This window comes from Polaribacter sp. Asnod1-A03 (genome assembly GCF_045063585.1).
Taxonomy (GTDB): Bacteria; Bacteroidota; Bacteroidia; order Flavobacteriales; family Flavobacteriaceae; genus Polaribacter.
Map to the genome: position 1 here is coordinate 1,230,975 of NZ_JBEFOE010000009.1, position 22,606 is coordinate 1,253,580.

Genomic DNA, 22,606 nt, shown 5'->3' on the forward strand with positions numbered 1-22,606 from the left:
TTTACACTTATTTATTCTGAATCTCTAACAAAATAAATTGACTTAATTGTTTACCATACAATTGAAAATTATCATCAGAAATTAAAATTAAAGATTGATTTCCGTTGGGTAATTTTGGTCCAAAAGTAATTCCTTCAATATTATCTATAATTCCTTCTATTAATTTGTCTTTTACATCTTCAAAATTAAAAACTAATCTCTTTTTAAGTGGTTTAAATTTGGTTGATTTTAAACTATCAATATTTAAAATATTTGTAGCTTCTTCATCTACAGAAACTTCAAAAACTCTGATAATATTCCCATAAGCTCCGTAACCATTTTGATAGGTTCTTTCTATAATAAAAAAGTGATTTTTTTGATATTCTAAAATAGCTGTTACTCCGTTTAAATTAATATTACCTTTTGCAGGTTTTGTAATATGCTCTAACTGATAGGCGAATTGTTTGGTTGCTTTTTTAGATTTATTATCAAAATGAGTAATTCTTATTGGCGATGATTTTTTTGTAAAAGTTGGTTCTTCTCCATCCACCGTTAAAACCCCTTCCATAGCAACCCAAAAACCTTTATTATCAAAACTTTTTGAAGAACCTTCTAAAACTGCATTGTGCTTTATCGTTTTTAAGTTTGATAAATTTTCTGGTAATTGAAAACTCTCTAAAAACATTCCGTTTTCATCAATATTAAATACTGATGGCATTTTTTTATAATTTATAGAACCTTCACTTGTTAAATTGATTGCACCTGTTTTTTCATCTACAAAAATAGATTCTAAATCGAGTACATTTTCTTTATAAAATTGATTTGTAGAATCGTTTAATAAAATACGATTTTTAAAATTGATTCCTTTAATTTGATTGTCTGATACATTAATTTCTCCAGACAAAACCCTTGGATTTTTAGCATCATCAACCACAAAATAATATTGATTATTTGCAAAATCAATACCTGATAAACCGCCAACAACCGAATTATTAAAGGTTAAAGAATCTGATAAAACATACTCGTCTAAAAAATTTAGTTGTACTTGCTTTGTTGTTTTACAAGATAAAAAACTAGAAATAATTAATGCTACAAAAAATACTTTCTTCATCTTATTATAACTTTCTTCTGTTGTCGTCAGACTTTGTATCAATCAATTTATTATAAGGATCTACACCAACTTCTACTGGCTTTTTATCAACAATAATTGATATTTTATTATTGATCTGTGTTATCTTATGCTTTAGTAAATACAGTTCTTTCTCTTTAGTAACTCCATCAATTTCTTCTTCTGTAAAAATACCGATATCTATATAATCTTGCAAAGGAAGTGATAAAATTGGTTTGCTCATATTTTCTGATATATAGCTTAAAGTATCGCCAACTTTTTCTCCATAGAACTTTTTCCCTTTTTCATCATTTCTATATTTAGAAACTTCAAACTCTATATCCACTTGGTATTTTCCATCTCCTAATGGTATCGATTTTGCTTCTACAATTCTATTTTTATACAGTGTAATCGTTTCGAACATATCTTTAATTACATATTGTAAAGAATCTGGTGTTACTTCTTTTATGTAATTTACCATTTCAACAGAAGTTGTATACGGAGCTTCTTGAAACTTCACTTTTTCTACATATTTTTTTAACGTTCCGTTTAGTTTTTCTTCTCCAATATAATCACTTAAAGCATAAAAAACCAAAGATCCTTTTTGATAACGAATATATCCTTGTCCATCATTATACATTAATGGTTTTTCTCTCTTAGTTTCTAAAGTTCGTTGCACTAAATAACCATCTAAAGCTTCTTTTAAAAATGTACGCATTTTAGATTTTCCGTTCTGATGTTCTAAAACTTTTAAAGAAACATATTCCGATAAACTTTCTGATAACATTGTGGCTCCTAAAACATCTGCGCCAATTACTTGATGTGCCCACCATTGATGCGCAACTTCGTGAGCGGTTACTGCAAACGGATAATCTACCCCATCATCATTGGTATCGTCTACGGCTGCTATAAAACCAAATCCTTCAGAAAACGGAATTGTATTTGCAAAAGATTGCGCAAAAGTTCCGTGTGTTCTAGGAAACTCTATAATTCTTAATTGTTTATGTTGATAAGGACTAAAATTTTTCTCGTTATAAGTAATAGAAGCTTTCATCCCTTTTAACATTCTACCTAAGTTAAAATCATGTGGTTTATGGTAGTAAATTTCTAAACTAATGCCTTTCCATATTTCTTTTTTAACTTGATATTTTGCCGAATTAAATGCGTAGAAATTCAACATTTTGCTATCCATTTTATAATGGAAATATTTACGACCTTCTTCTGTCCATTCTTTTTGCAAATAACCTGGCGCAATTGCAATTTGATCTTCCGATGTAGAAACTGTTGCTTCAAAATCTATCCAATCAGAATCTTTAGAAATATAAGTATTTACTAAGGCTGTAGAATCTGTAGGTTGTGGACGTAAATTATTGGGTGGTAAATCGTATTTTTCTCTTGTTTTATTATCCGTAAGTTCTCCTTCAGAAGAATATCCTAAACTAGGAAACATCGAAAAGTTATTTAAAAAAGTTCCGTTTGCTAAAACAGGCGATTTTCTTTCAAACATCGTGTTTTTATCACTTTTTACATGAACCGTTAATTGTAAAGAATCTCCTGGTTGTATTTTTTTATCGAACTTATAAATATCAAAATTAAACACCGTGTCTTCTAAAACCAAATTGTTTGGTATATTAAACTTAAAGGTGTTTTCTAATGAATTATGATTTAAGAAAATGCTATCAATTGCTGTATCCGTTTTATTAATCATTGTAAAAACGGCACTTGCTTTGTATGTTCTTTTCTTCGGATAAATTTCTACATCAGCATTTACAGCTACAATTCTTGGTTGTTTGTAATCTTCGTATTTTTTATAGGTTTTTTCCCATTTTACAGCATTTAATTCGGCTTGCTTAGAAGCAGAGTTTTCTTCCTCAGACTTTGTTTCTTGATAAATCGCAAATCCTAAACTTAAAAAAGCAACCAAAACAACAGCTAAACTAATTATTTGAGATACTTGAAATCTATTTTTAGCAATTTCTATTCGCTCTCCAAAAGAGCTTGGTAAACCTCTAACCCAAAATAAAATACTTGTAATAAGTAATATTGTTCCGCCTAAAATCCAATACAATTTATACCATAAATATCTAGACAAAGCAGAACCATAACCATTCATATCAGAATAACTAAAATCTGGTCCTTCATTATATTTAAAAATGGCTAATTCGATTCCTACTAAGCTTAAAAACGGAATTCCGATAGCGACGATCAATAAAACTAATAAACCTAAATATTGATTTTTAAATAACGTTTGTACAAAAATGGCTAAGAAAGCCCAAACTACATAGTTTAAAAACTTTAAACCAAATAACTCTTTTATATAATGGCCAATTTCGAAATTATAATATCCTTGATAGGCTTGAAATAACATACCTGAAACCATAATTACTGCCAATAAAACCAATTGCATTTTTAAAATTGCAATAAATTTAGAGAATAATAACGTCCAATTTGGTATTGGAGTACTATCAACTAAATGACTGATTTTTGCAGTTCTTGCTCTTTGTACCAACATACCAGCGTATAAAAAAGTACAAATATTAATTACAAACAAACTAAAGATATTACCACCGCCTAACATTTGCCAAGTAACTGGTAATGTATCTGTTCCAAAAATTTCACTAGAAATAAATAAAGTACCAAACAACATTAAAAGACCAACTATAAGAATACAAATAAATGGTAAACTTTTAAAAATGTATTTAAAATCGATGTTAGACAATTTCCACATTACTTTTAAATTCTGAATAAAAGAGTAATCGTAGGTTACTTTTGGTAACGTTATTTTTGTAATTCCGCTAAAATTAGATTTTGTAACTCTTTCTGGTTTAACTCTTTTAAAAGAAAACGTAATTGCATTCTGTGTGAATTTAAAGTATTTATAAACCAACCCAAAAATTAAAGAAGAAATTACCAACCACAATAAACGGTTATAAATCACCAATTCTCCTATAGGTAGTTGCAATTCATTTTGTTCAGAAACAGTCCAATATTTTGTATAATAAGAAGATGCAGAAGAACCAAAAGGATCTAAAATTGCCAATAAAGTTGCTTGCTCTGGTTCTGATAAAATACTACTGATTGCACCTCTTACAAAAAACAAAATGATTACCGTAATAAAGCCTGCAGCAACACTTCTAGAAAAAGTAACGATTGCAAATACAACAGCTCCAAAAAACAATACATTTGGTAAAATATATACCAAATAGGTATTTAAATACGATATTAAATTAAGATCAGTTACAATATCTGAATTTGTTCCTGGAAAACGAAAACCAATAATCATCCCCAAAGCAATTACCAAAACAATCGCAGAAACCACTACAATTCCGCTAAAAAACTTTGCAAATAAATAATTGGCTTTTGTAAACGGATACGAATATAAAATGGTGTGCATTTCACTTTTAAAATCCCTATAAATAGAAACTCCAATAATTGAAGGAAATAAAAAAAAGATAAAAAGAATAAAATCGCCTAATAAATTCTTAACACCAATAGGAGAATTTACAATTCTAGAAGAACCAGTTGTTCCAGAAATTCCATCCCAAATACCCGCAGTACTTGCTGATAAAAATAAAGAAATTAATAAAAATATTGAAATATAAATATAAAAAACAGGCTTATAAAACCAGTATTTTAATTCTTGTTTAAAAATAGTAGAAAACATTTTTTTGATGTTTAAAAGTTGAACTGTTAAATTGTTTAGCTTTAGTTCTCGACTGCGCTCGAAAAGACATTCTAATTATGCAATTACTGGTTCATCTTGTTTTAAAGCGATAAAATATACATCATCTAATTGCGGTGTTGTAGCTACAAAATCATCTGAAGGTTTTTCTGTTGCATACACTCTAATATTTAAAGTATTATCTGTATTAAAATTTCTAGACAACACATTGTAAAGTTTCATATTTTCTTCTAAATCATCTTTTTCTACAATTTTTGTCCAAATTGTATTTTCTAATTCTTCTATTGCCTTTTGCGGTGTAGAGTGTTTTAAAATCCTACCTCCGTTTAAAATAGCCATTTCATTACACAATTCTTTAACATCTTCCACAATATGTGTAGAAAAAATAACAGTACAATTACTACCAACTTCTCTTAAAACATTTAAAAAACGATGTCTTTCTGCAGGGTCTAAACCCGCAGTTGGTTCATCAACAATAATTAATTTAGGATTATTTAAAAGCAATTGCGCAATACCAAAACGTTGTTTCATTCCGCCAGAATAACCTGCAACATGTTTATGTCTTACTTCATATAAATTCGTAATTTCTAAAACCTCTTTTACAATTGCTTTTCTTTCTGATTTTTTTGCGATTCCTTTTAAAGTTGCAAAATAATCTAACAACTCATCAGCAGACATTTTAGGATACACTCCAAAAGATTGTGGTAAATATCCTAATACTTTACGCAAAGACATATTGTCTTCTAAAACATTAATATCACCAAAAGTAATAGAACCAGAATCCGGACTTTGTAATGTTGCAATCGTTCTCATTAAAGAAGATTTTCCTGCTCCATTAGGCCCTAACAAACCAAACATTCCTGTACCAATTTCAATACTTAAATTATCAATAGGTTTTACCCCGTTTTTATAGGTTTTAGTTAAATTTTTAATTACTAATTTCATATTGTAGGTTTGGTTTTATTATAGCTTTAATTTTATTTTCATAGAAGATGTCTTTTCTGTATTGTCTTCTTCAGATACTTTGTTGTAAGTAATGTTTAGGTAATCGTAATCATTTAAATCTAATAAATATTCTTGAACTTCTTTTTTTATATGCTTTGATATTTTAAAAAAATCGCTCTTTGAATATTTTAATGAATCACTTATTGTAAATGTTAAATTTACTCCATTCTCTTCTGATATTCCGTTTTTATTAGAAAAATAAGCATCAATGTCTAATTTCTCAAAATCAAACCCTTTTTTAAGTCTTTTTTCGAAACCATTTTTAAAATCTGGTTGTAAATCAGAAGTCCTTGTTGTTGAAGTACTACAACTAATTATAAAAAAAATTGAAAAAACTGTAAAAAGGATTTTTAAATTTCTCATAAAATTTAAGTCTGGTTTATTTAAATCTATTTGTAGATTTAAGAAGTAATTTGTTACAAAATTTAAGACAAATATAAAGATATAGTAAAAAAATCGTATTATTTTTACACTAAGAAGTCTAAATTATTACAACAACTTTTCTTTCTATATTTCTAAAAGAAAATTTATAAACAAATCTTTTAAACTTCAATTACTTTTTTAATTTATAAATTTAAACAATGTCAAAAGAATCAATATTAAATAAAGAGTCACTTACATTTTTAGAAAAATATTTAAATAATGCGTCTCCTACTGGTTATGAATGGGAAGGTCAAAAAATTTGGATGGATTATTTAAAACCTTACGTAGATACTTTTATTACCGACACTTATGGTTCTGCTGTTGGAGTTATCAATCCTGATGCAAAATACAAAGTGGTTATAGAAGGGCATGCTGATGAAATTTCTTGGTATGTAAATTATATTTCTGATAACGGGTTAATTTACGTAATTAGAAACGGAGGTTCTGATCATCAAATTGCGCCTAGTAAAATTGTAAATATTCATACTAAAAACGGAATTGTAAAAGGTGTTTTTGGTTGGCCAGCAATACATACTAGAGATAAATCTAATGAACAAGCACCGAAGCCAGATAATATTTTTATTGATACAGGTTGTGCTACTAAAAAAGAAGTAGAAGCTTTAGGTGTACATGTTGGTTGTGTTATTACATATCCGGATGAGTTTCATATTTTAAACGAAAATAAATTTGTTTGTAGAGCTTTAGACAACAGAATGGGTGGTTTTATGATTGCCGAAGTTGCTCGTTTATTAAAAGAAAATGGTAAAGAATTACCTTTTGGTTTATACATTACAAACTCTGTACAAGAAGAAATTGGTTTACGTGGCGCAGAAATGATTACTCAAACCATAAAACCAAATGTTGCCATTGTTACCGATGTAACGCACGATACAACTACACCAATGATTGAGCAAAAAAGTGCTGGATTAATGGAACTAGGTAAAGGTCCTGTGGTGGCTTATGCACCTGCAGTACAACAAAAATTACGCGATTTAATTTTAGAAACTGCAGAGGCCAAAGAAATTCCTTTTCAACGTTCTGCCCTTTCTAGAGCAACAGGTACAGATACAGATGCTTTTGCTTATAGTAATGGAGGTGTTGCTTCTGCTTTAATTTCTTTACCTTTAAGATACATGCACACAACTGTAGAAATGGTACATAGAGATGATGTAGAAAATGTAATTAAAATGATTTACGAAACTTTATTAAACATCAAAGACGGAGATACTTTTTCTTACTTTGAATAATCAATTACGAATTAGAAATTATGAATTACGAGATTCATTTCGTAATTCATAATTCGTAATTTATAACTATGGATGAACTAATAGACATTTTAACTCCTGATGGAAAACCAACAGGTAAAACAGCTTTAAAATCTGAAGCGCATAAAAATGGCTGGTTTCATACCACTGTACATATCTGGCTATTTACTTCTGATGAAAAAGTATTGCTTCAAAAAAGAGCAATGACAAAAAAAGTATTTCCTGGTTTGTGGGACATTTCTGTTGCAGGACATGTTGGTGCTGGCGAAGAAATTATAACCTCAGTAAAAAGAGAAGTTTTAGAAGAAATTGGTTTAAAACTAGAAGAAAAAGAGCTTATAAAAATCGGTACTAGAATTCATCAAGTAAAACATCCTAACGGAATACAAGATAACGAGCATCATCATGTTTTTATTGCTGAACTAAAAAAACCAGTTTCAGAATTAATCATTCAAAAAGAAGAAGTTGACAATATTAAGCTGTTTGATTTATCAACTTTAAAAAACACCAATAATCTTGAAAATGTTTTACTCTCAAGATTTCATGAATATTATTGCACTGTTTATAATAAGATTTATCAGCAAATAAAAAAAGAAAGAAAATATTAAACTAATATCTATAAATTTAAAAAACCTTGAAAATATAATATTTTCAAGGTTTTTATATCTAAAGCAGTAAACTACTTATAGTTTTAAATTTAATTTTAGTATCAATATTTATTTAATTGGTTTATCAAAAAAAGAATCTTGTAATTTTTCTTCGCTAATTAAAGGTAATTTAAAGTCTACAATTTTTGATGTTGCAGCAAATTGATTCTCCTTATCTTTTGCATACCAAGTAATTTGTTTTGGTAATATAAAATCATTTACATTTTCCCAAGAATTATATCTTATCATTTTATATTTATCAACCGGAGCTTTAGATCTAAAAGTTACTGTGTAAGCAAGCCATTCCATTTTATAAGTCTCAGGATTGTAATACAAAATATAATTATCATCTGGAGATGAACCTACATTTGATTTGTAAGAAATTTTATAACCTGGATAATTGATTTCTTCAAACACAAAATCATCTACTTTTTCGTAAATAATTCCATCATCTGCCAACACAAAAGGCATTGCATAAAAGTAAAAATATAAATTATAATAAAAAGCTGGATCTCTTTTTAAACTCCCTTCTACTTCTTCTAAATACCAAAGATCATTTCCGTTATATCCGATAGAATACTTTGGCGAATTAATTACAATTTTACGAGAATGTAAATCTGAAGTATGCGCTTCATCTTCTTTATTAAAAGAAATTGTTTGTGCTTTATTCCATTTTTTTATTCCACCATGAGCTTCAAAAACTTTCCCTAATTCTTCTGGAAAGTTTTCTTTCTTATCCTCAACTTTTTTAATATCTTGTTTAGCTTCTGTTTTAGGCTCATTTTTACATGAAACCACAAAAACAACCATTAATAATAAAAATACCTTTTTCATAATTTAACTTAAACGTTTTATTTAAAACCTTTTAAGCTCAAATATACTTATTTAATTGGTTTTGCAAAAAATGAATCAACTAAATTATTTTTACTGATTGATGCATCTGTAAATACCGTTGCAGGTCTTGCTGGTTCTGTTGGTACACCATTTTCATCTTTTTTATACCAAGTAATTTCTGTAGGTAAAACTAATCCGTTTACGTTGTTCCATTTACCATATTTAATGATATTGAATTTATCGCTTGGTTTTTTAGTTCTAAAAGTAGCTGTGTATGCTAACCATTCCATTTGATATGTTTCTGGATTGTAATATAATTTGTAATTGTCATCAGGAGAACTTCCTTTATTTGCATCAAAAGACATTTTATAACCAGGATAATTTACACCATCAACAATTAAATCGTCTATTTTTTCATAAGTAATTCCTTGATCTGCTAAAACAAAAGGCATTGCATAAAAATAAAAATACAAATTGTGATAAAAAGCAGGATTCCCTTTAAAAGCTCCTTTTTCCGTTTCATCTAACCACACTTCTTTTCCGTCAAAACCAACAGCGTAGTTTGGAGCAGTAATTACATTGATACGAGATTGTAAATCTACAGTATGTACTTCTTCTCCTTTTTTAAATGATAAAATTTCTGCATTTCTCCAAGTATCGATTCCTCCGTGAGCTTTAAAAACTTTACCTAATTCTTCTGGGAAACTTTCTTTTTTAACCTCTACTTTTTTAATTTCTGCTTTCACCTCTTTTTTAGGCTCATTTTTACAAGAAATAGCAATTACAACAATTAACAATAAAAGTACTTTTTTCATAATTTGATTATATATTTAAATTTAATAATTTAAAAGGTCGTTTTTATTGTCTGTCTTTACAAAAAAAGTAAAGTTTAAATGTTAAATTTTTGCTTGATAGGTATACAAGTCATAATATCTACCTTTTTTAGCAATCAACTCATCATGAGTTCCTCTTTCTGCAATGCTTCCGGCTTCAATTACTAAAATCTGATCCGCTTTTTTAATGGTACTTAATCTATGTGCAATAACAATGGTAGTTCTATCTTTCACTAATTTTGATAAACTTTTCTGAATTAAAGCCTCACTTTCGGTATCTAAACTAGAAGTTGCTTCATCTAAAATAATAATTTTAGGATCTGCTAAAATAGCTCTTGCAATTGCCAATCTTTGACGTTGTCCACCTGATAATTTTACGCCTCTTTCTCCTATTAACGTATCTAAACCATCATCAAAACGATCTGTAAATTCATTTACATACGCAGCTCTTACTGCATTTTGTAATTCTTCTTCTGTTGCATCTGGCCTTGGGAACATGATATTTTGTCTAATTGTTCCTTCAAACAAAAACTCGTCTTGTAAAACAACTCCTAAATTTTTACGATAACTAGACAGTTTTACTTTAGACATATCTTGATTGTCAATCGTAATTTTACCAGATTTTGGATTTAAAAATGTTGCAGATAAACCTGCAATTGTAGATTTACCAGAACCAGAACTACCAACCAAAGCAGTAACAGAACCCGCAGGAACATTAAAATTGATATTTTTAATTACCTTTTTTCCTTCTTCATAAGAAAAAGAAACATCGTCAAAATTAATTTCACCTTTTAAATCTTCTAAAACTACAGTTCTATTTTCATTATCCTCTTCTGCAGCCATATTCATCAATTCTTCGGTTCTATCTAAACCTGCCAAAGCTTCTGTTAATTGACTACCGATGTTGCTCATTTGTACAATTGGTGCAACCATAAAGGCTAACAAAAATGTAAATTGAATAAAATCTCCAAAAGTCATTGTGCCTTGTATCATATAATAACCACCAATTCCCATAACACCAGTAGTTGCCAAACCAATTAAAAAAGTGGACGAACTCGTCATTATAGCAGTTGCAGTCATACTTTTTTTAACATTCTGATAAATATCTTCTACTCCTTTTTCAAATATTTTACTTTCTTGTTCTTCTGCATTAAAAGCTTTTATTACTCTAATTCCGCCTAAAGTTTCCGTTAACCTTCCTTTTACTTCTGCATTAATTTTTCCTCTTGCTCTAAAAATTGGACGAATATATTTAAAGGATTTCAACGCTATTATTCCGAAGATTGATAAAGGAACAAAAGTAAAAACCGTCATCCAAACATTCATTTTTAAGAGAATTACAAGCGTTACAATTGCCGTGAAAGAACCACCTATTAATTGTACCAAACCTGTACCGATTAAGTTTCTTACACCTTCTACATCTGTCATAATTCTAGAAACCAATGCGCCAGATTTTGTGTTATCAAAAAAACTGATTGGTAAAGACAAAACTTTCTTTTGTACTTGTGCTCTTAATTCTGATATTAAATATTGTGCTTGAATACTTAATACTTTTGTTAATAAAAAAGAAGTAACTGCTTGTACTAAAATAGCACCAATAACAATAAATATTAAGTTGTATAACTGACTAAAATCTTTATTAGGAACTACTTCATCCATTAAAACTTTACTCTGCATCGGTAAAACAAAACCAGATAAACTTCTAATGATAATCAGAATTAAACCTAAAAAAACTAAGTTTCTTCTTGGCCAAATAATGGTTTTAAAAGCTTGTTTTAAAGTTACTTTTGGTTTCTTTTTATCTTTTTTTGATTCTTGTAAATGTTGCATAAATTCGATTAGAAATATTGATAAATATCAATTGTCAATTAATATGCCATAGAAAACAATCATGACACATTAACAATGTTACAAATCTAATTTGTTTTGGTTTACCTTTAAAGTAGTAAAATATAAATTTTATTATTTCTATTTTGGAAATAAAAAAAGACATTCTATAATAGAATGTCTTTTTTAAAACTATTTAAAATAATAGATTTTTAAATTTTTCTTTTTTCATAATAAATTTCCCTAATAATAACTACTAGTAAGACAACTATTACACTCTCCAAAAGTATATTTCTACACTTAAAAATTGGTCTAAATTTCCCATACTTTTAGTAAGGGAAATCCATACATTTTACAAGTAGATTACCTTTAAAGAATAAAACACAATATATTTGCATTAATTATGAAGCAAAAAAGTTTACAAATTATACCAAGAAGAAAATATTTTCTAAAAATTAATAATGGTATGGTAAAAAATAGGATGTTTTTATATGAGTTTCTAATCAATTTTTAAATGTAAAATATAAGAAATTGATTAACTATATAGAAGCGTTCAAGAAATTGAACGTTTTTTTTATGCTTTTTTTAAAAAATATTATGATTGATTAATGATTAATAAAATAAGACACATTGCAAAGTAAGCAGCTGAAAAACAAAAAGTTGTAAAAAATGCAAAACCTGAATAAATTTCGGGCAGGAACTCCCTATCTAAAAAAACAATACAAATAACTGATTTACAGTATTTTAATATTAATTTTATTTGTTTTATCAAATAAATATTTTCAACTTTGCATCGAGATTAAAACTATAATAAAACAAATATAATATGATACACAAAAATATACATGTAATTGCTATTCTTTCTTTAGAAGAAACTTATAGCTTTTCTGCAATAAGAAATATTGGTGTCTACAATAACAAAAATATACTTAATGAATAAGTAATAATTATTCATTAATATAATATAAAAAAGACACCTTAAAGGTGTCTTTTTTTGTTACAAAAAACTACTAAATGTTACAGAATAATAATTAATGTTTTTAATTATACTATAGATAGAATCGCTCAGTTAACATTATCTAAATCATTGATTTTATTTATCTTAAAGTAAAATTAAAAGCTATGAAACATTTCATTTTTCACTTCCTAAATGGAAAAGAGCGTTTACTAAACAAAATGCCTCATTTACTAAAACGAGGTTGTTTCAGTTCTAAAGTAATAGTAATTTAGAACTAGATTCAACTAGCGTATTAAATTACAAACGCTTACCATTTTTTCTTATTAACACAGAATTTTTTGAAACCTACTATCTACAAGATAGGCCTTAGGAGTATTTAATAGGTTTCCATTTGACCTAACATTCAAAATCGAAATTCTATTTGTCTGCAAGCTACGGACAACAATTTTGCGATGAATTATAGATAATTTTTACTGTTAGCTACTTTAAAAATACACCTAAAATTCTACTCAAAACACCCGCTGTATTTACGGCAAAGGATACTAATGTCAAAATTTTAAAAATTAAATTATGAAAATTTTAAACTTAAAAACAATTTTAATAATCATCTTTTTATCATTAATTATATATCATCTTGTACAGATTTAAATGAGGAAGATGACTTATTATTAAATAATACCGAAATCACAATCAATAATGATATCAATACTGATACTGGTGAAGGTAATGGTGAAGATGGTAGTGGAAAAGATGACTAATCTTTTCCAATTTAAATCTATAAGTCCTTAACAAAATTGTTAAGGACTTTTTTAGTAGTTTTGTTTTCTAATCAGCTTAAAAAATTGAAAACACTTGTATTTATTTTTTATTTTCTTTTAATCAATTTTTCAAAATCTTTTTCCCAAGAAATTAAAAATGATAGTATTACTATTTGGATTGATAATTCAAAAAGTGAAAACTATTCTAAAATTGAACAAAAAAGATTTTTAGAAAAAGCCTACCAAAAAGTTAATACTCCATCAATAAATGATAAAGCAAAAAAATTAAGTGCTATTGCTTTTCGCTATTATCAATTAAAAGACACCATATTATTTAAAGCAATTAATAAAGAAACATTAGAATACGCTATTAAAATAAAGGACTCTTTTAATATTGCTGATGCACACTGGAATTATGCGACCTATTATCTAAAAGGTGAAATTTATGATAAGTCTTATGAGCATTTTAATATTGCTCTTAATCATTTTAATGGACTTCAAAAAAAATATGAAGCCGCAAGAATGATATATTCAATGGCATTTATTAAAGGCCGCTATAGAGATTTTTCTGGAAGTGAGGTTTTAACAATAAAAGCAATTGAAATTTTTAAAAATTTAAAAATTTATAAACATCTCTATCTATCATATAACCGTATGGCATTATTACAATACGATATTAAGGAATACGAGAGAGCTTTATTTTATCATCAAAAAGCACTACAATATTTAAGTGAGGTAAAAGATCAAAAAAATTATTATGCTATCAGTCTTAATAATATTGGTTTAACAAACCTTAAAAATAATAATTATAAAAAAGCACTTGAATATTTTGATGATGCCTTAAATGAAAATAAAACTAGAGAAAATTATGCAAGAATAATAGATAATAAAGCCTATTGTAGGTTAATGTTAAACGACACCAACAGAGTAAAAAAAGACATGCTACTGTCTTTACATATTAGAGATAGTACAAATAACAAAGCTGGTATTGTTTATAGTAAAATTCGATTATCTAAATATTATACTTATATAAAAGATACCACAAAAGCCTATCAATATGCAAAAGAAGCTAATATATTAGCTAAAAAAATAAAAAATGGTGTCGATTATTTAGAATCCTTAAATCAGTTAGCTAAGTTAGACGCTAAAAATGGCACAAAATACTTAAGTAGATATATTCAGTTTAATGACAGTTTAATAAACGTAGAGCGTAGAGTACAAAATAAATTTACCCGAATTGATTTTGAAACAGATGAATATGTTCAAGAAACTGAACGTTTATCTGAACAAAAAACATGGATCGTAAGTTTTGGTATCAGTCTCATTCTTATTCTCTCACTTGTTTATTTTTTACGTGTACAAAAAGTAAAAAACGAAAAATTACTTTTAGAAACCGAACAGCAAAAAGCTAATGAAGAAGTATATCTTTTAACCTTAAAGCAACAAACTATTTTAGAAAAAGAAAAGGCAGAAGAACGTAATAGAATTTCTGAAGAATTACATGATGGTGTTTTAGGAAAACTCTTTGGCACAAGAATGGGATTAGGTTTTTTAAACATAGAAGGTGATGAAAACACACAAGAAAAGCATCAATATTATTTAAACGAATTACAAGACATTGAAAAAGAAATTCGAGATGTTTCGCATAAATTAAATAATGATTTTAACAGCTTAGAAATTAATTTCACAAACATTATTAACCAATTATTAATAGATAAAAGTTCTCTTGGTAATTTTGAATTTAATTTAAATGTTGATAAAATTGTATCTTGGGAAAAAATTAATGAACTTACCAAAGTTAATATGTATAGAATATTACAAGAAGCTTTGCAAAACATTGTAAAGCATGCAGATGCGGAAAAAGTTTTGGTTATATTTTCTATTAAAAACACCTTTTTAACACTGCAAATAAAAGATGATGGAAATGGTTTTGAAAGCAAAAAAAGCAAAAAAGGAATTGGCCTAAAAAACATAAAATCTAGAATAGATAAATTAAATGGAAAACTACAAATAACCTCAACAAAAAATAAAGGAACTTTATTAGATATTCAAATTCCAATTTAATAATATGACAAAATATACAGCCTTTATTATAGAAGATCATCCACTAATTATTGAAGCTTATAAAAGTGCTTTTAACTTTTTACAAGAAGAAGGTTCTTTTGTGTCTTTTGATATAATTACTGCTAATAATTGTGATTCTGCTATTGAAATTATAGAAGATTTTTCTAAAAAAAATAAAAATATTGATATTATTTTTTTAGACATTAGTTTACCTCCATCAAAAGATAAAAAAATACTTTCAGGAGAAGATTTAGGTTTAAAAATTAAAAAATTACTTCCAAAATCAAAAATTATTATTTCTACAAGTTTTAATGATAACTACAGAATATATAGCATATTTAAAAATATTAATCCTGAAGGTTTTTTAATCAAAAATGACATTACTCCCAAAGAATTAGTTACTGCTATTAAAGAAGTTATTAAAGAGCCTCCTTATTATAGTAAAACCGTTTCTAAATTATTACGCAACCAACTATCTAATAATTTTTCATTAGATGATATCGATAGAAAAATTTTACATGAACTATCAATAGGTACAAAAATAAAAGATTTACCAAAAATTGTACATCTTTCTATTTCTGGAATAGAAAAAAGAAGACTCCATTTAAAACAAGTTTTTAATATTAATGGAGAAAGTGATAGAGAACTCATTCTTATTGCAAAAGAAAAAGGTTTTATTTAATCACTTTAACCATTATTTATTTTTACAATCGATTATCAATAATACTCTGTACAACTTCTGGATTTAACAAAGTACTTGTATCTCCTAAATTACTCATATCATTAGACGCTATTTTACGTAAAATACGACGCATAATTTTTCCAGAACGTGTTTTTGGTAATCCATCTGAAAATTGAATTTTATCTAACTTTGCAATCGGTCCTATTCTGTCTGTAATTAACTGATTAATTTCCTTTTTAAGATTATCATGGTTTCTATATTCACCTGCATCTTTTAAAGTAATATAACCATACAACGCACTTCCTTTTATATCATGAGGATAACCAACAATAGCAGATTCTGCAATTGCAGGATGTTCGTTAATTGCATCTTCTATTGGTGCGGTTCCTAAATTATGTCCCGAAACAATAATTACATCATCTACTCTACCGGTAATTCTGTAATAACCAACCTCATCTCTAAGAGCTCCATCACCTGTAAAATACATATTATCAAAAGCAGAAAAATAGGTTTCTTTATATCGTTGATGATTTCCCCAAATGGTTCTTGCCATACTTGGCCAAGGATATTTTATACACAAACGTCCTTCTACTTGATTTCCTTTTAATTCATCTCCTTTTTCATCCATAATTGCAGGCTGAATACCTATAAAAGGTAAGGTTGCATAGGTTGGTTTTGTTGGTGTTACATACGGAATTGGAGTAATCATCATTCCGCCAGTTTCTGTTTGCCACCAAGTATCTATTATCGGACTTTTTCCTTTACCAATATTGTCGTTATACCAATGCCAAGCCTCTTCATTAATTGGTTCTCCAACCGATCCTAATACTTTTAATGATGATAAATCGTATTTATCTACCAATTCTGTTCCGTGTTTAGATAACGCTCTAATGGCTGTTGGTGCTGTATAAAATTGATTGACTTTATGTTTTTCTATGATTTCCCAAAAACGTCCAAAATCAGGATAGCTTGGTACACCTTCAAACATTACTGTTGTTGCTCCGTTTGCTAACGGACCATATACAATATAAGAGTGACCGGTAATCCAACCGATATCTGCCGTACACCAATACACATCATCTTCTCTATATTGAAATGCATTTTTAAACGTATATGCTGTATACACCATATAACCCGCCGTTGTATGTACCATTCCTTTTGGTGTACCTGTAGAACCAGATGTATACAGTATAAATAACGGATCTTCTGCATCCATAATTTCTGCTTTACATTCTGTTGAGGCATTATCCAACAAAGGCTGTAACCATTGGTCTCTGCCTTCTTTCATGTAGATGTCTGAATTGATTCTTTTAAAAACTAAAACATTTTCTACACAATTGCAATTTTCTAAAGCTTCATCTACAATTCCTTTTAAATCGATTCTTTTTTTGCCTCTATAAGATCCATCAGAAGTGATGACCAATTTACAATCAGAATCATTAATTCTTGTTGCTAGTGCTTTGGATGAAAAACCTGCAAAAACCACTGAATGTATAGCGCCAATTCTTGCACAAGCTAAGGTTGCAATTGCCAATTCAGGAATCATTGGCACATAAATACAAACTCTATCTCCTTTTTTTACACCTTGTTCTTTTAAAACATTTGCAAATTGATTTACTCTTTTATGTAATTGATTGTAACTAATATGTTCTGCAGCTTCTTTTGGATCATTTGGCTCGAACAAAATAGCTGTTTTATCTCCTTTTGTAGTTAAATGCCTATCAATACAGTTTTCTGTAATATTCAGTTGTGCTCCTTCAAACCATTTTACTTCGGGTTTAGAAAAATCCCAATCTAAAACTTTGTTCCACTTCTTTCTCCAAACAAAATGCTCTTCGGCTATTTCTTCCCAGAAATTTCCTGGCTCTCTTACTGATTTTCTATAAACTTTAAAATACTCTTCTAAATGCTTAATATGGTAATTGCTCATAGTTATTTTAGTTAATTCTTATTAATATTCTAAAAATAGAGAATATATTTCTGTTTTAGAAGAATAATATATTTTTTTAAGTATTTTTTTAACATAAAAATCAAAATACACCCTTTATTTTATCACTTTAACACTTTACTAACTTTAACAATCCGAGTTACTTTAATAGACAGTTTAAAAAAATGGAAATGATGACTCCCCAACAATTTAAGAAATCTGTTCATTTTTAATTTTTAATCAATATTTATTTTTATTTTGTTCTATCAAAACAGTTTAAATTTAAAAATTGATAATAGACTTACTGTCAAATTACTGGCACATCATTTTACTTTTCTTTACCGTTGCAATTCTCTATTCTTCAGTCGGTTTTGGTGGAGGCTCTAGTTATTTGGCTATTTTAGCCTTAACAAGCATCGTTTTTACACAAATTAGAGCAACTGCTCTTTTATGTAATATTGTTGTGGTATCTAGCAATGTTTTGTTATTTCATCAGCAAAAAAAAATTGATTGGCAAAAAATAACACCCCTTGTTTTATTAAGTATTCCGCTTGCTTTTTTAGGTGGGAAATTAAAAATTAATCAAAATTTCTTTTTCATTCTTTTAGGGTTTACCTTGCTTTTTGCAGCAATTACCATGTGGATTTCTAAAAGAATACTTGCTTCGGATAAACAAAAATCTAACTCAATTAAAAATGCAAGTTTTGGTGGAATTATTGGTTTTATTTCTGGAATGGTAGGTATTGGTGGAGGTATTTTTTTAGCGCCACTTTTACATTTAACTAATTGGGATACTCCTAAAAAAATTGCTGCAACTGCTAGTATTTTTATTTTAGTAAACTCAATAGCTGGTTTATTCGGCCAATATTCAAACCCCGATTTTATAATTGATTGGCAGTTAACTTCTGTTTTATTAATGACCGTTTTTATTGGCGGTCAAATTGGTAGTAAAATGAGTTATAATTATTTTACGCCTATTCAACTAAAAAAGGCAACCGCTATTTTGATTGCCTTTGTAAGTCTTAGAATTTTATTTAAATATTTATTCTAATTTATTTTATTTCCTTTCATAATTGCTCCTCCTTGAAATAAGGTTAAAGACTCTATTCCTCCTGTTTCATTTTTATGAAACTCTACAGAAGCTTTTACTACTTTTAAAAAGAATTTTGTTTCAGACTCTGCAAACAACTCAAACTGAGGTTGACCGGTTGCTTGCGCAAATAATTGATTTCCTTTTGATGTTATTGTAATTATAAAATTAGGTTGTAATTCATATTCACCTTCATAAGTTTTTAAAACATTTTCAGAAACTTCAATTGCGACTTGCTCTTTTGGCGCTTTTTTATCAACAAAAACACCTTTTTCTTTATTAATTCGGTTTTTAAAAAGTGCCACTTTTTTTCCATCTTCTATTGAAAATTCATAAGAAATTAATCCATCTTCAAAAGAAAATATATTTGGTGAACTTGGATAAATTTTGAAAGATTGTGGGCTACCTTCTCTTTTACTATATAATTGTTCGTCTTTTAAAGTTATATATCTTATCGTTTTATCTTTAAATTGATAAGCGCCAACCCATTTACCTAACTGTTCTTTCGATAATTGAATGCTATTTTCTTTTTTTAATATAGGTTTATCAATTGTTAAAGCAGCTATTTCTATTGCTACATTTGTTGGTGATTTACAATCGCAATTAGAAAATAAAATTACATACACGTTTTTACTTGGCACAAAAACACCCATAGATTTATATCCCGGAATTGAACCTCCATGTTCTATTGTAGAAACTCCATTAATTTCATCAAGACTCCAACCATAACCATAATTAATTTTATCGCCATTATTTAAAGTATAATTAGTAAAAGCTTTGCGTATGGTATTTTCTTTCACAAAAACATTGGTTGCTATAGCTGTTTGCCATTTTAACATATCATCTACAGAAGACATTATAGAACCTGCTGCGTATGGCAATGTTAAACTAATATATTGTGCATTTGTAAATTCTTTATTTTTTTGATAACCAGACGCTCTATTTTTTATTAATTGAGAATGACTTCCATAATAAGAAGATTTCATGTATATTTTATCAAAAATTCTTTTTTGAATAAACTCTGGATAAGACATTCCGCTAACTTTTTCAATAATATATCCTAGAATAAAATATCCAGAATTGTTATACAAATATTTTTCTCCAGGATTAAAATCCATTGGTTCTTTTTTAAAAAAATCTATAAACTCTAAAGGCGATTTTTTAAGCGTTGCCACTTGTCCAAAACTACTCATAGAGGTATAACTTTTAATTCCAGAAGTATGTGTTAATAAATGATGAATAGTAATTTTCTTGCCTTTAGTTGGATAATCTGGAATAAACTTAGTAATCTCGTCTTCTAAATTTAATTTTCCTTCTTCTAAAAGCATTAAAATAGAAACGGCTGTAAATTGCTTGGTGATAGAACCAACCTGAAAAACATTTTCTGGTGTCATAGCCACATCTAGTTCTAAATTGGCTTTTCCGAATGCTTTTCTATAAACAACTTTTCCATCTTTTGCTACTAAAGCAGAAACACCTGTTTCATTACTTTTAAATTGACTTTCTAAGATATTGTCAATTTTAGACTCTAAACTTTGACTTTGAATTGTGATACAAAATAAGATTAAAAAGAGACTTAAAAATCTATATTTTAAAAGGTGTGTAGTTTTCATATTAACTGTTTTTGGTGTAATTGATTTTCTATATGACGACACAAAAAGATTTAAGTTACAGTTTTACAGAGATTAATAAATACTTACCTTAAAAAAGATAAATGTGTTAAGTTTTTAAATATATTTGAATTCTCTAATTAACAAATCAAAAAAAAATAAAATGTTAGGAATTATTTTTACCTTATTAATGCTAGTGCTTTTACAAGCCGTTTTAGGATTCGACAATTTACTTTACATCTCTTTAGAATCTAAAAAAGCACCAGAAGTAGATCAAAAAAGAGTTAGAAAAACAGGAATCTTAATTGCTATTGTTTTAAGAATTGTGTTACTATTTGTTTTGGTTTCTATCATCGATTTTTTTCAAGAACCTTTTTCTTTTTTATCCGGAGGAATCGAAGATATTATCCACTTTTCATTTAACGGACACAGTATTATTGTACTTTTAGGTGGTGGTTTTATTATTTACACAGCCATAAAAGAAATTTGGCACATGATTTCTACCAAAGGTTTAGAGGTAGACGATATGGCTACTGAAAAAAAATCTAAATCTGCAAATGCAGTTATTACAAGCATTGTAATTATGAATTTAGTTTTTTCTTTTGATTCTATTTTAGCAGCAATTGGTTTAACTAGCGAAATAGATAGTGCTACAACTGCTTTTATTGTAATGGCTATTGCTATTGTTATTAGTGGTTTATTAATGTTAATTATGGCTGATAAAATTTCTACCTTTTTATCTAAAAACAGAATGTATGAAGTTTTAGGTTTGTTTATCCTTTTTATTGTAGGAATTATGCTAGTTACAGAAGGTGGACATTTAGCACATATTAAACTTTTTGGAGAAGAAATTGTACCAATGAGTAAAACAACGTTCTATTTTGTATTGGCTATTTTAATTATTGTGGATGTTGTACAAGGTAAATACCAAAAGAACTTATTAGCAAAAGCAAAGAAATAAGTTTTAACATAAAGAATTTAAAAAAGTCGTTGTAAATATTTATAACGACTTTTTTTATGCTATCTCTAAGATACTATCTTTAATTCTTTGCCCTGTAATTTGCAAAACCCTTCTATTAATTTCTGATGCATTATCAGCATAAAAAGTAAATTCATCCGAAGAAAAATGACCAATAATTATCCCTAAAGTAAAGTTCTTATAATTATTATCCGTTTTAAAAACAGAAGTAATTTTACTTCTTCTTTTCTTATCCGTTAAATCAGTAAAATCTACTTTTCTTTTTATAAGATGGTGCTTAAATGAACTAATCAACAAACTGTGCTGCATTTTTATTACAGGTCTTAATACTTCATTCTGAAATTTTTCCATTTCAGAAGTTCCATCATTAACTAAATTTGATAAAATGGGTCTTTCTTTTTTATTCATCTAATAAATTATCTAATTCTAATTGATAATCGTATTGTAAATCTTCATGCAATTTTTCTATGGCTTTTTTAATCAATTTTATTTGAGAATCAAAAACATTTTGCAATCGTTGACTTCTTTTTATAGAGGGTTTAAAATCTTTTAATTTTCTACAGAAATACAATAAAAGTTCTGCTTCAGTTTCTTTCTTTTTAGAATATCTGATAAACTTTTTGGTAAGCGTTAAAATTTTACGCACACTTTTTCTTATATAAAAATAACTCTTGGTGTTTATCTCAGAAAAATGCACATCCATTTGCTCTTTTATTGATTGAATGTAAGCATCTTCATCATGAGATTCAAACAATAAATAAGTTAATAATTCCTTATTTTCTTTTTTAAATCTTGATAAATGTAAACACAGTTCTTTTAACTCACTCGCAGATTTGTGGGTTAATTCGTCTTTAAGTTGTTTTATAGTAACTGCTTTCATCAACTTTAATTTTTTACAAGATAAGAAAGAAAAACCTCACAATTATAGTACTGAA

17 protein-coding genes are annotated in these 22,606 nt (G+C 27.8%); 6 read left to right on the forward strand and 11 right to left on the reverse strand.

From position 1 onward, the window contains the following. Positions 1-7 precede the first annotated feature (7 nt). From ACJJVY_RS05965 to ACJJVY_RS05980, 4 genes are all read right to left on the reverse strand, one after another. A complete protein-coding gene (locus ACJJVY_RS05965) occupies positions 8-1,090 on the reverse strand; it encodes an esterase-like activity of phytase family protein (protein ID WP_405606091.1) in 1,083 nt (360 codons plus the stop codon). Positions 1,091-1,094: 4 nt separating this feature from the next. Beyond that, positions 1,095-4,751, reverse strand: a complete 3,657-nt coding sequence (locus ACJJVY_RS05970) for a M1 family aminopeptidase (RefSeq protein WP_405606092.1) — start codon at positions 4,749-4,751, stop codon at positions 1,095-1,097. Positions 4,752-4,826: 75 nt separating this feature from the next. Continuing rightward, positions 4,827-5,714 carry an ABC transporter ATP-binding protein gene (locus tag ACJJVY_RS05975; protein ID WP_405606093.1) on the reverse strand — a complete coding sequence of 296 codons (888 nt, stop codon included), beginning with the start codon at positions 5,712-5,714 and terminating at the stop codon, positions 4,827-4,829. An 18-nt stretch (positions 5,715-5,732) separates the two neighbouring features. After that, entirely contained in the window at positions 5,733-6,137 is a 405-nt protein-coding gene (locus ACJJVY_RS05980; protein WP_405606094.1) for a hypothetical protein, read from the reverse strand. 218 nt (positions 6,138-6,355) lie between these two features. Between ACJJVY_RS05980 and ACJJVY_RS05985 the strand changes: the two genes are divergently transcribed. Both ACJJVY_RS05985 and ACJJVY_RS05990 read left to right on the forward strand, forming a co-directional pair. After that, complete coding sequence (locus ACJJVY_RS05985; RefSeq protein WP_405606095.1) at positions 6,356-7,444, forward strand: M42 family metallopeptidase; 1,089 nt, start codon at positions 6,356-6,358, stop codon at positions 7,442-7,444. Between the two features lie 68 nt (positions 7,445-7,512). Further along, positions 7,513-8,070, forward strand: coding sequence for an NUDIX domain-containing protein (locus ACJJVY_RS05990; RefSeq protein WP_405606096.1), 558 nt, complete (start codon positions 7,513-7,515; stop codon positions 8,068-8,070). A 108-nt stretch (positions 8,071-8,178) separates the two neighbouring features. On the opposite strand, the gene ACJJVY_RS05995 is transcribed toward ACJJVY_RS05990, so the two are convergent. From ACJJVY_RS05995 to ACJJVY_RS06005, 3 genes are all read right to left on the reverse strand, one after another. Further along, the gene (locus tag ACJJVY_RS05995) at positions 8,179-8,943 is read right to left on the reverse strand and encodes a DUF6503 family protein (protein WP_405606097.1); all 765 of its coding nucleotides are present in this window, start codon (positions 8,941-8,943) and stop codon (positions 8,179-8,181) included. Between the two features lie 47 nt (positions 8,944-8,990). Beyond that, positions 8,991-9,758: a DUF6503 family protein gene (locus ACJJVY_RS06000; RefSeq protein ID WP_405606098.1), complete on the reverse strand. Its 768-nt coding sequence runs from the start codon at positions 9,756-9,758 to the stop codon at positions 8,991-8,993. Between the two features lie 81 nt (positions 9,759-9,839). Beyond that, positions 9,840-11,606 carry an ABC transporter ATP-binding protein gene (locus ACJJVY_RS06005; RefSeq protein ID WP_405606099.1) on the reverse strand — a complete coding sequence of 589 codons (1,767 nt, stop codon included), beginning with the start codon at positions 11,604-11,606 and terminating at the stop codon, positions 9,840-9,842. 1,797 nt (positions 11,607-13,403) lie between these two features. On the opposite strand from ACJJVY_RS06005, the gene ACJJVY_RS06010 reads away from it, so the two are divergent. Together ACJJVY_RS06010 and ACJJVY_RS06015 are read left to right on the forward strand one after the other, a co-directional pair. Beyond that, complete coding sequence (locus ACJJVY_RS06010; RefSeq protein WP_405606100.1) at positions 13,404-15,383, forward strand: ATP-binding protein; 1,980 nt, start codon at positions 13,404-13,406, stop codon at positions 15,381-15,383. Between the two features lie 4 nt (positions 15,384-15,387). Then, positions 15,388-16,065, forward strand: coding sequence for a response regulator (locus ACJJVY_RS06015; protein WP_405606101.1), 678 nt, complete (start codon positions 15,388-15,390; stop codon positions 16,063-16,065). A gap of 22 nt (positions 16,066-16,087) precedes the next feature. Here ACJJVY_RS06015 and acs read toward each other — a convergent pair whose 3' ends face one another. Then, entirely contained in the window at positions 16,088-17,995 is a 1,908-nt protein-coding gene (gene acs, locus ACJJVY_RS06020) for an acetate--CoA ligase (protein WP_405606102.1), read from the reverse strand. A gap of 286 nt (positions 17,996-18,281) precedes the next feature. On the opposite strand from acs, the gene ACJJVY_RS06025 reads away from it, so the two are divergent. Further along, a complete protein-coding gene (locus ACJJVY_RS06025; RefSeq protein ID WP_405606103.1) occupies positions 18,282-19,043 on the forward strand; it encodes a sulfite exporter TauE/SafE family protein in 762 nt (253 codons plus the stop codon). Here ACJJVY_RS06025 and ACJJVY_RS06030 read toward each other — a convergent pair. Beyond that, positions 19,040-20,695, reverse strand: coding sequence for a serine hydrolase (locus ACJJVY_RS06030; protein WP_405606104.1), 1,656 nt, complete (start codon positions 20,693-20,695; stop codon positions 19,040-19,042). The two genes, ACJJVY_RS06025 and ACJJVY_RS06030, sit on opposite strands and share 4 nt — an antisense overlap. A gap of 160 nt (positions 20,696-20,855) precedes the next feature. Between ACJJVY_RS06030 and ACJJVY_RS06035 the strand changes: the two genes are divergently transcribed. Next, positions 20,856-21,653, forward strand: coding sequence for a TerC family protein (locus ACJJVY_RS06035; protein ID WP_405606105.1), 798 nt, complete (start codon positions 20,856-20,858; stop codon positions 21,651-21,653). A 54-nt stretch (positions 21,654-21,707) separates the two neighbouring features. Here the strand turns inward: ACJJVY_RS06035 and ACJJVY_RS06040 are convergent, their stop codons facing one another. Beyond that, positions 21,708-22,079 carry a glyoxalase gene (locus ACJJVY_RS06040; protein WP_405606106.1) on the reverse strand — a complete coding sequence of 124 codons (372 nt, stop codon included), beginning with the start codon at positions 22,077-22,079 and terminating at the stop codon, positions 21,708-21,710. After that, positions 22,072-22,551: a hypothetical protein gene (locus tag ACJJVY_RS06045; RefSeq protein ID WP_405606107.1), complete on the reverse strand. Its 480-nt coding sequence runs from the start codon at positions 22,549-22,551 to the stop codon at positions 22,072-22,074. The genes ACJJVY_RS06040 and ACJJVY_RS06045 overlap by 8 nt, the downstream gene beginning before the upstream one ends. Between the last annotated feature and the right edge of the window lie 55 nt (positions 22,552-22,606).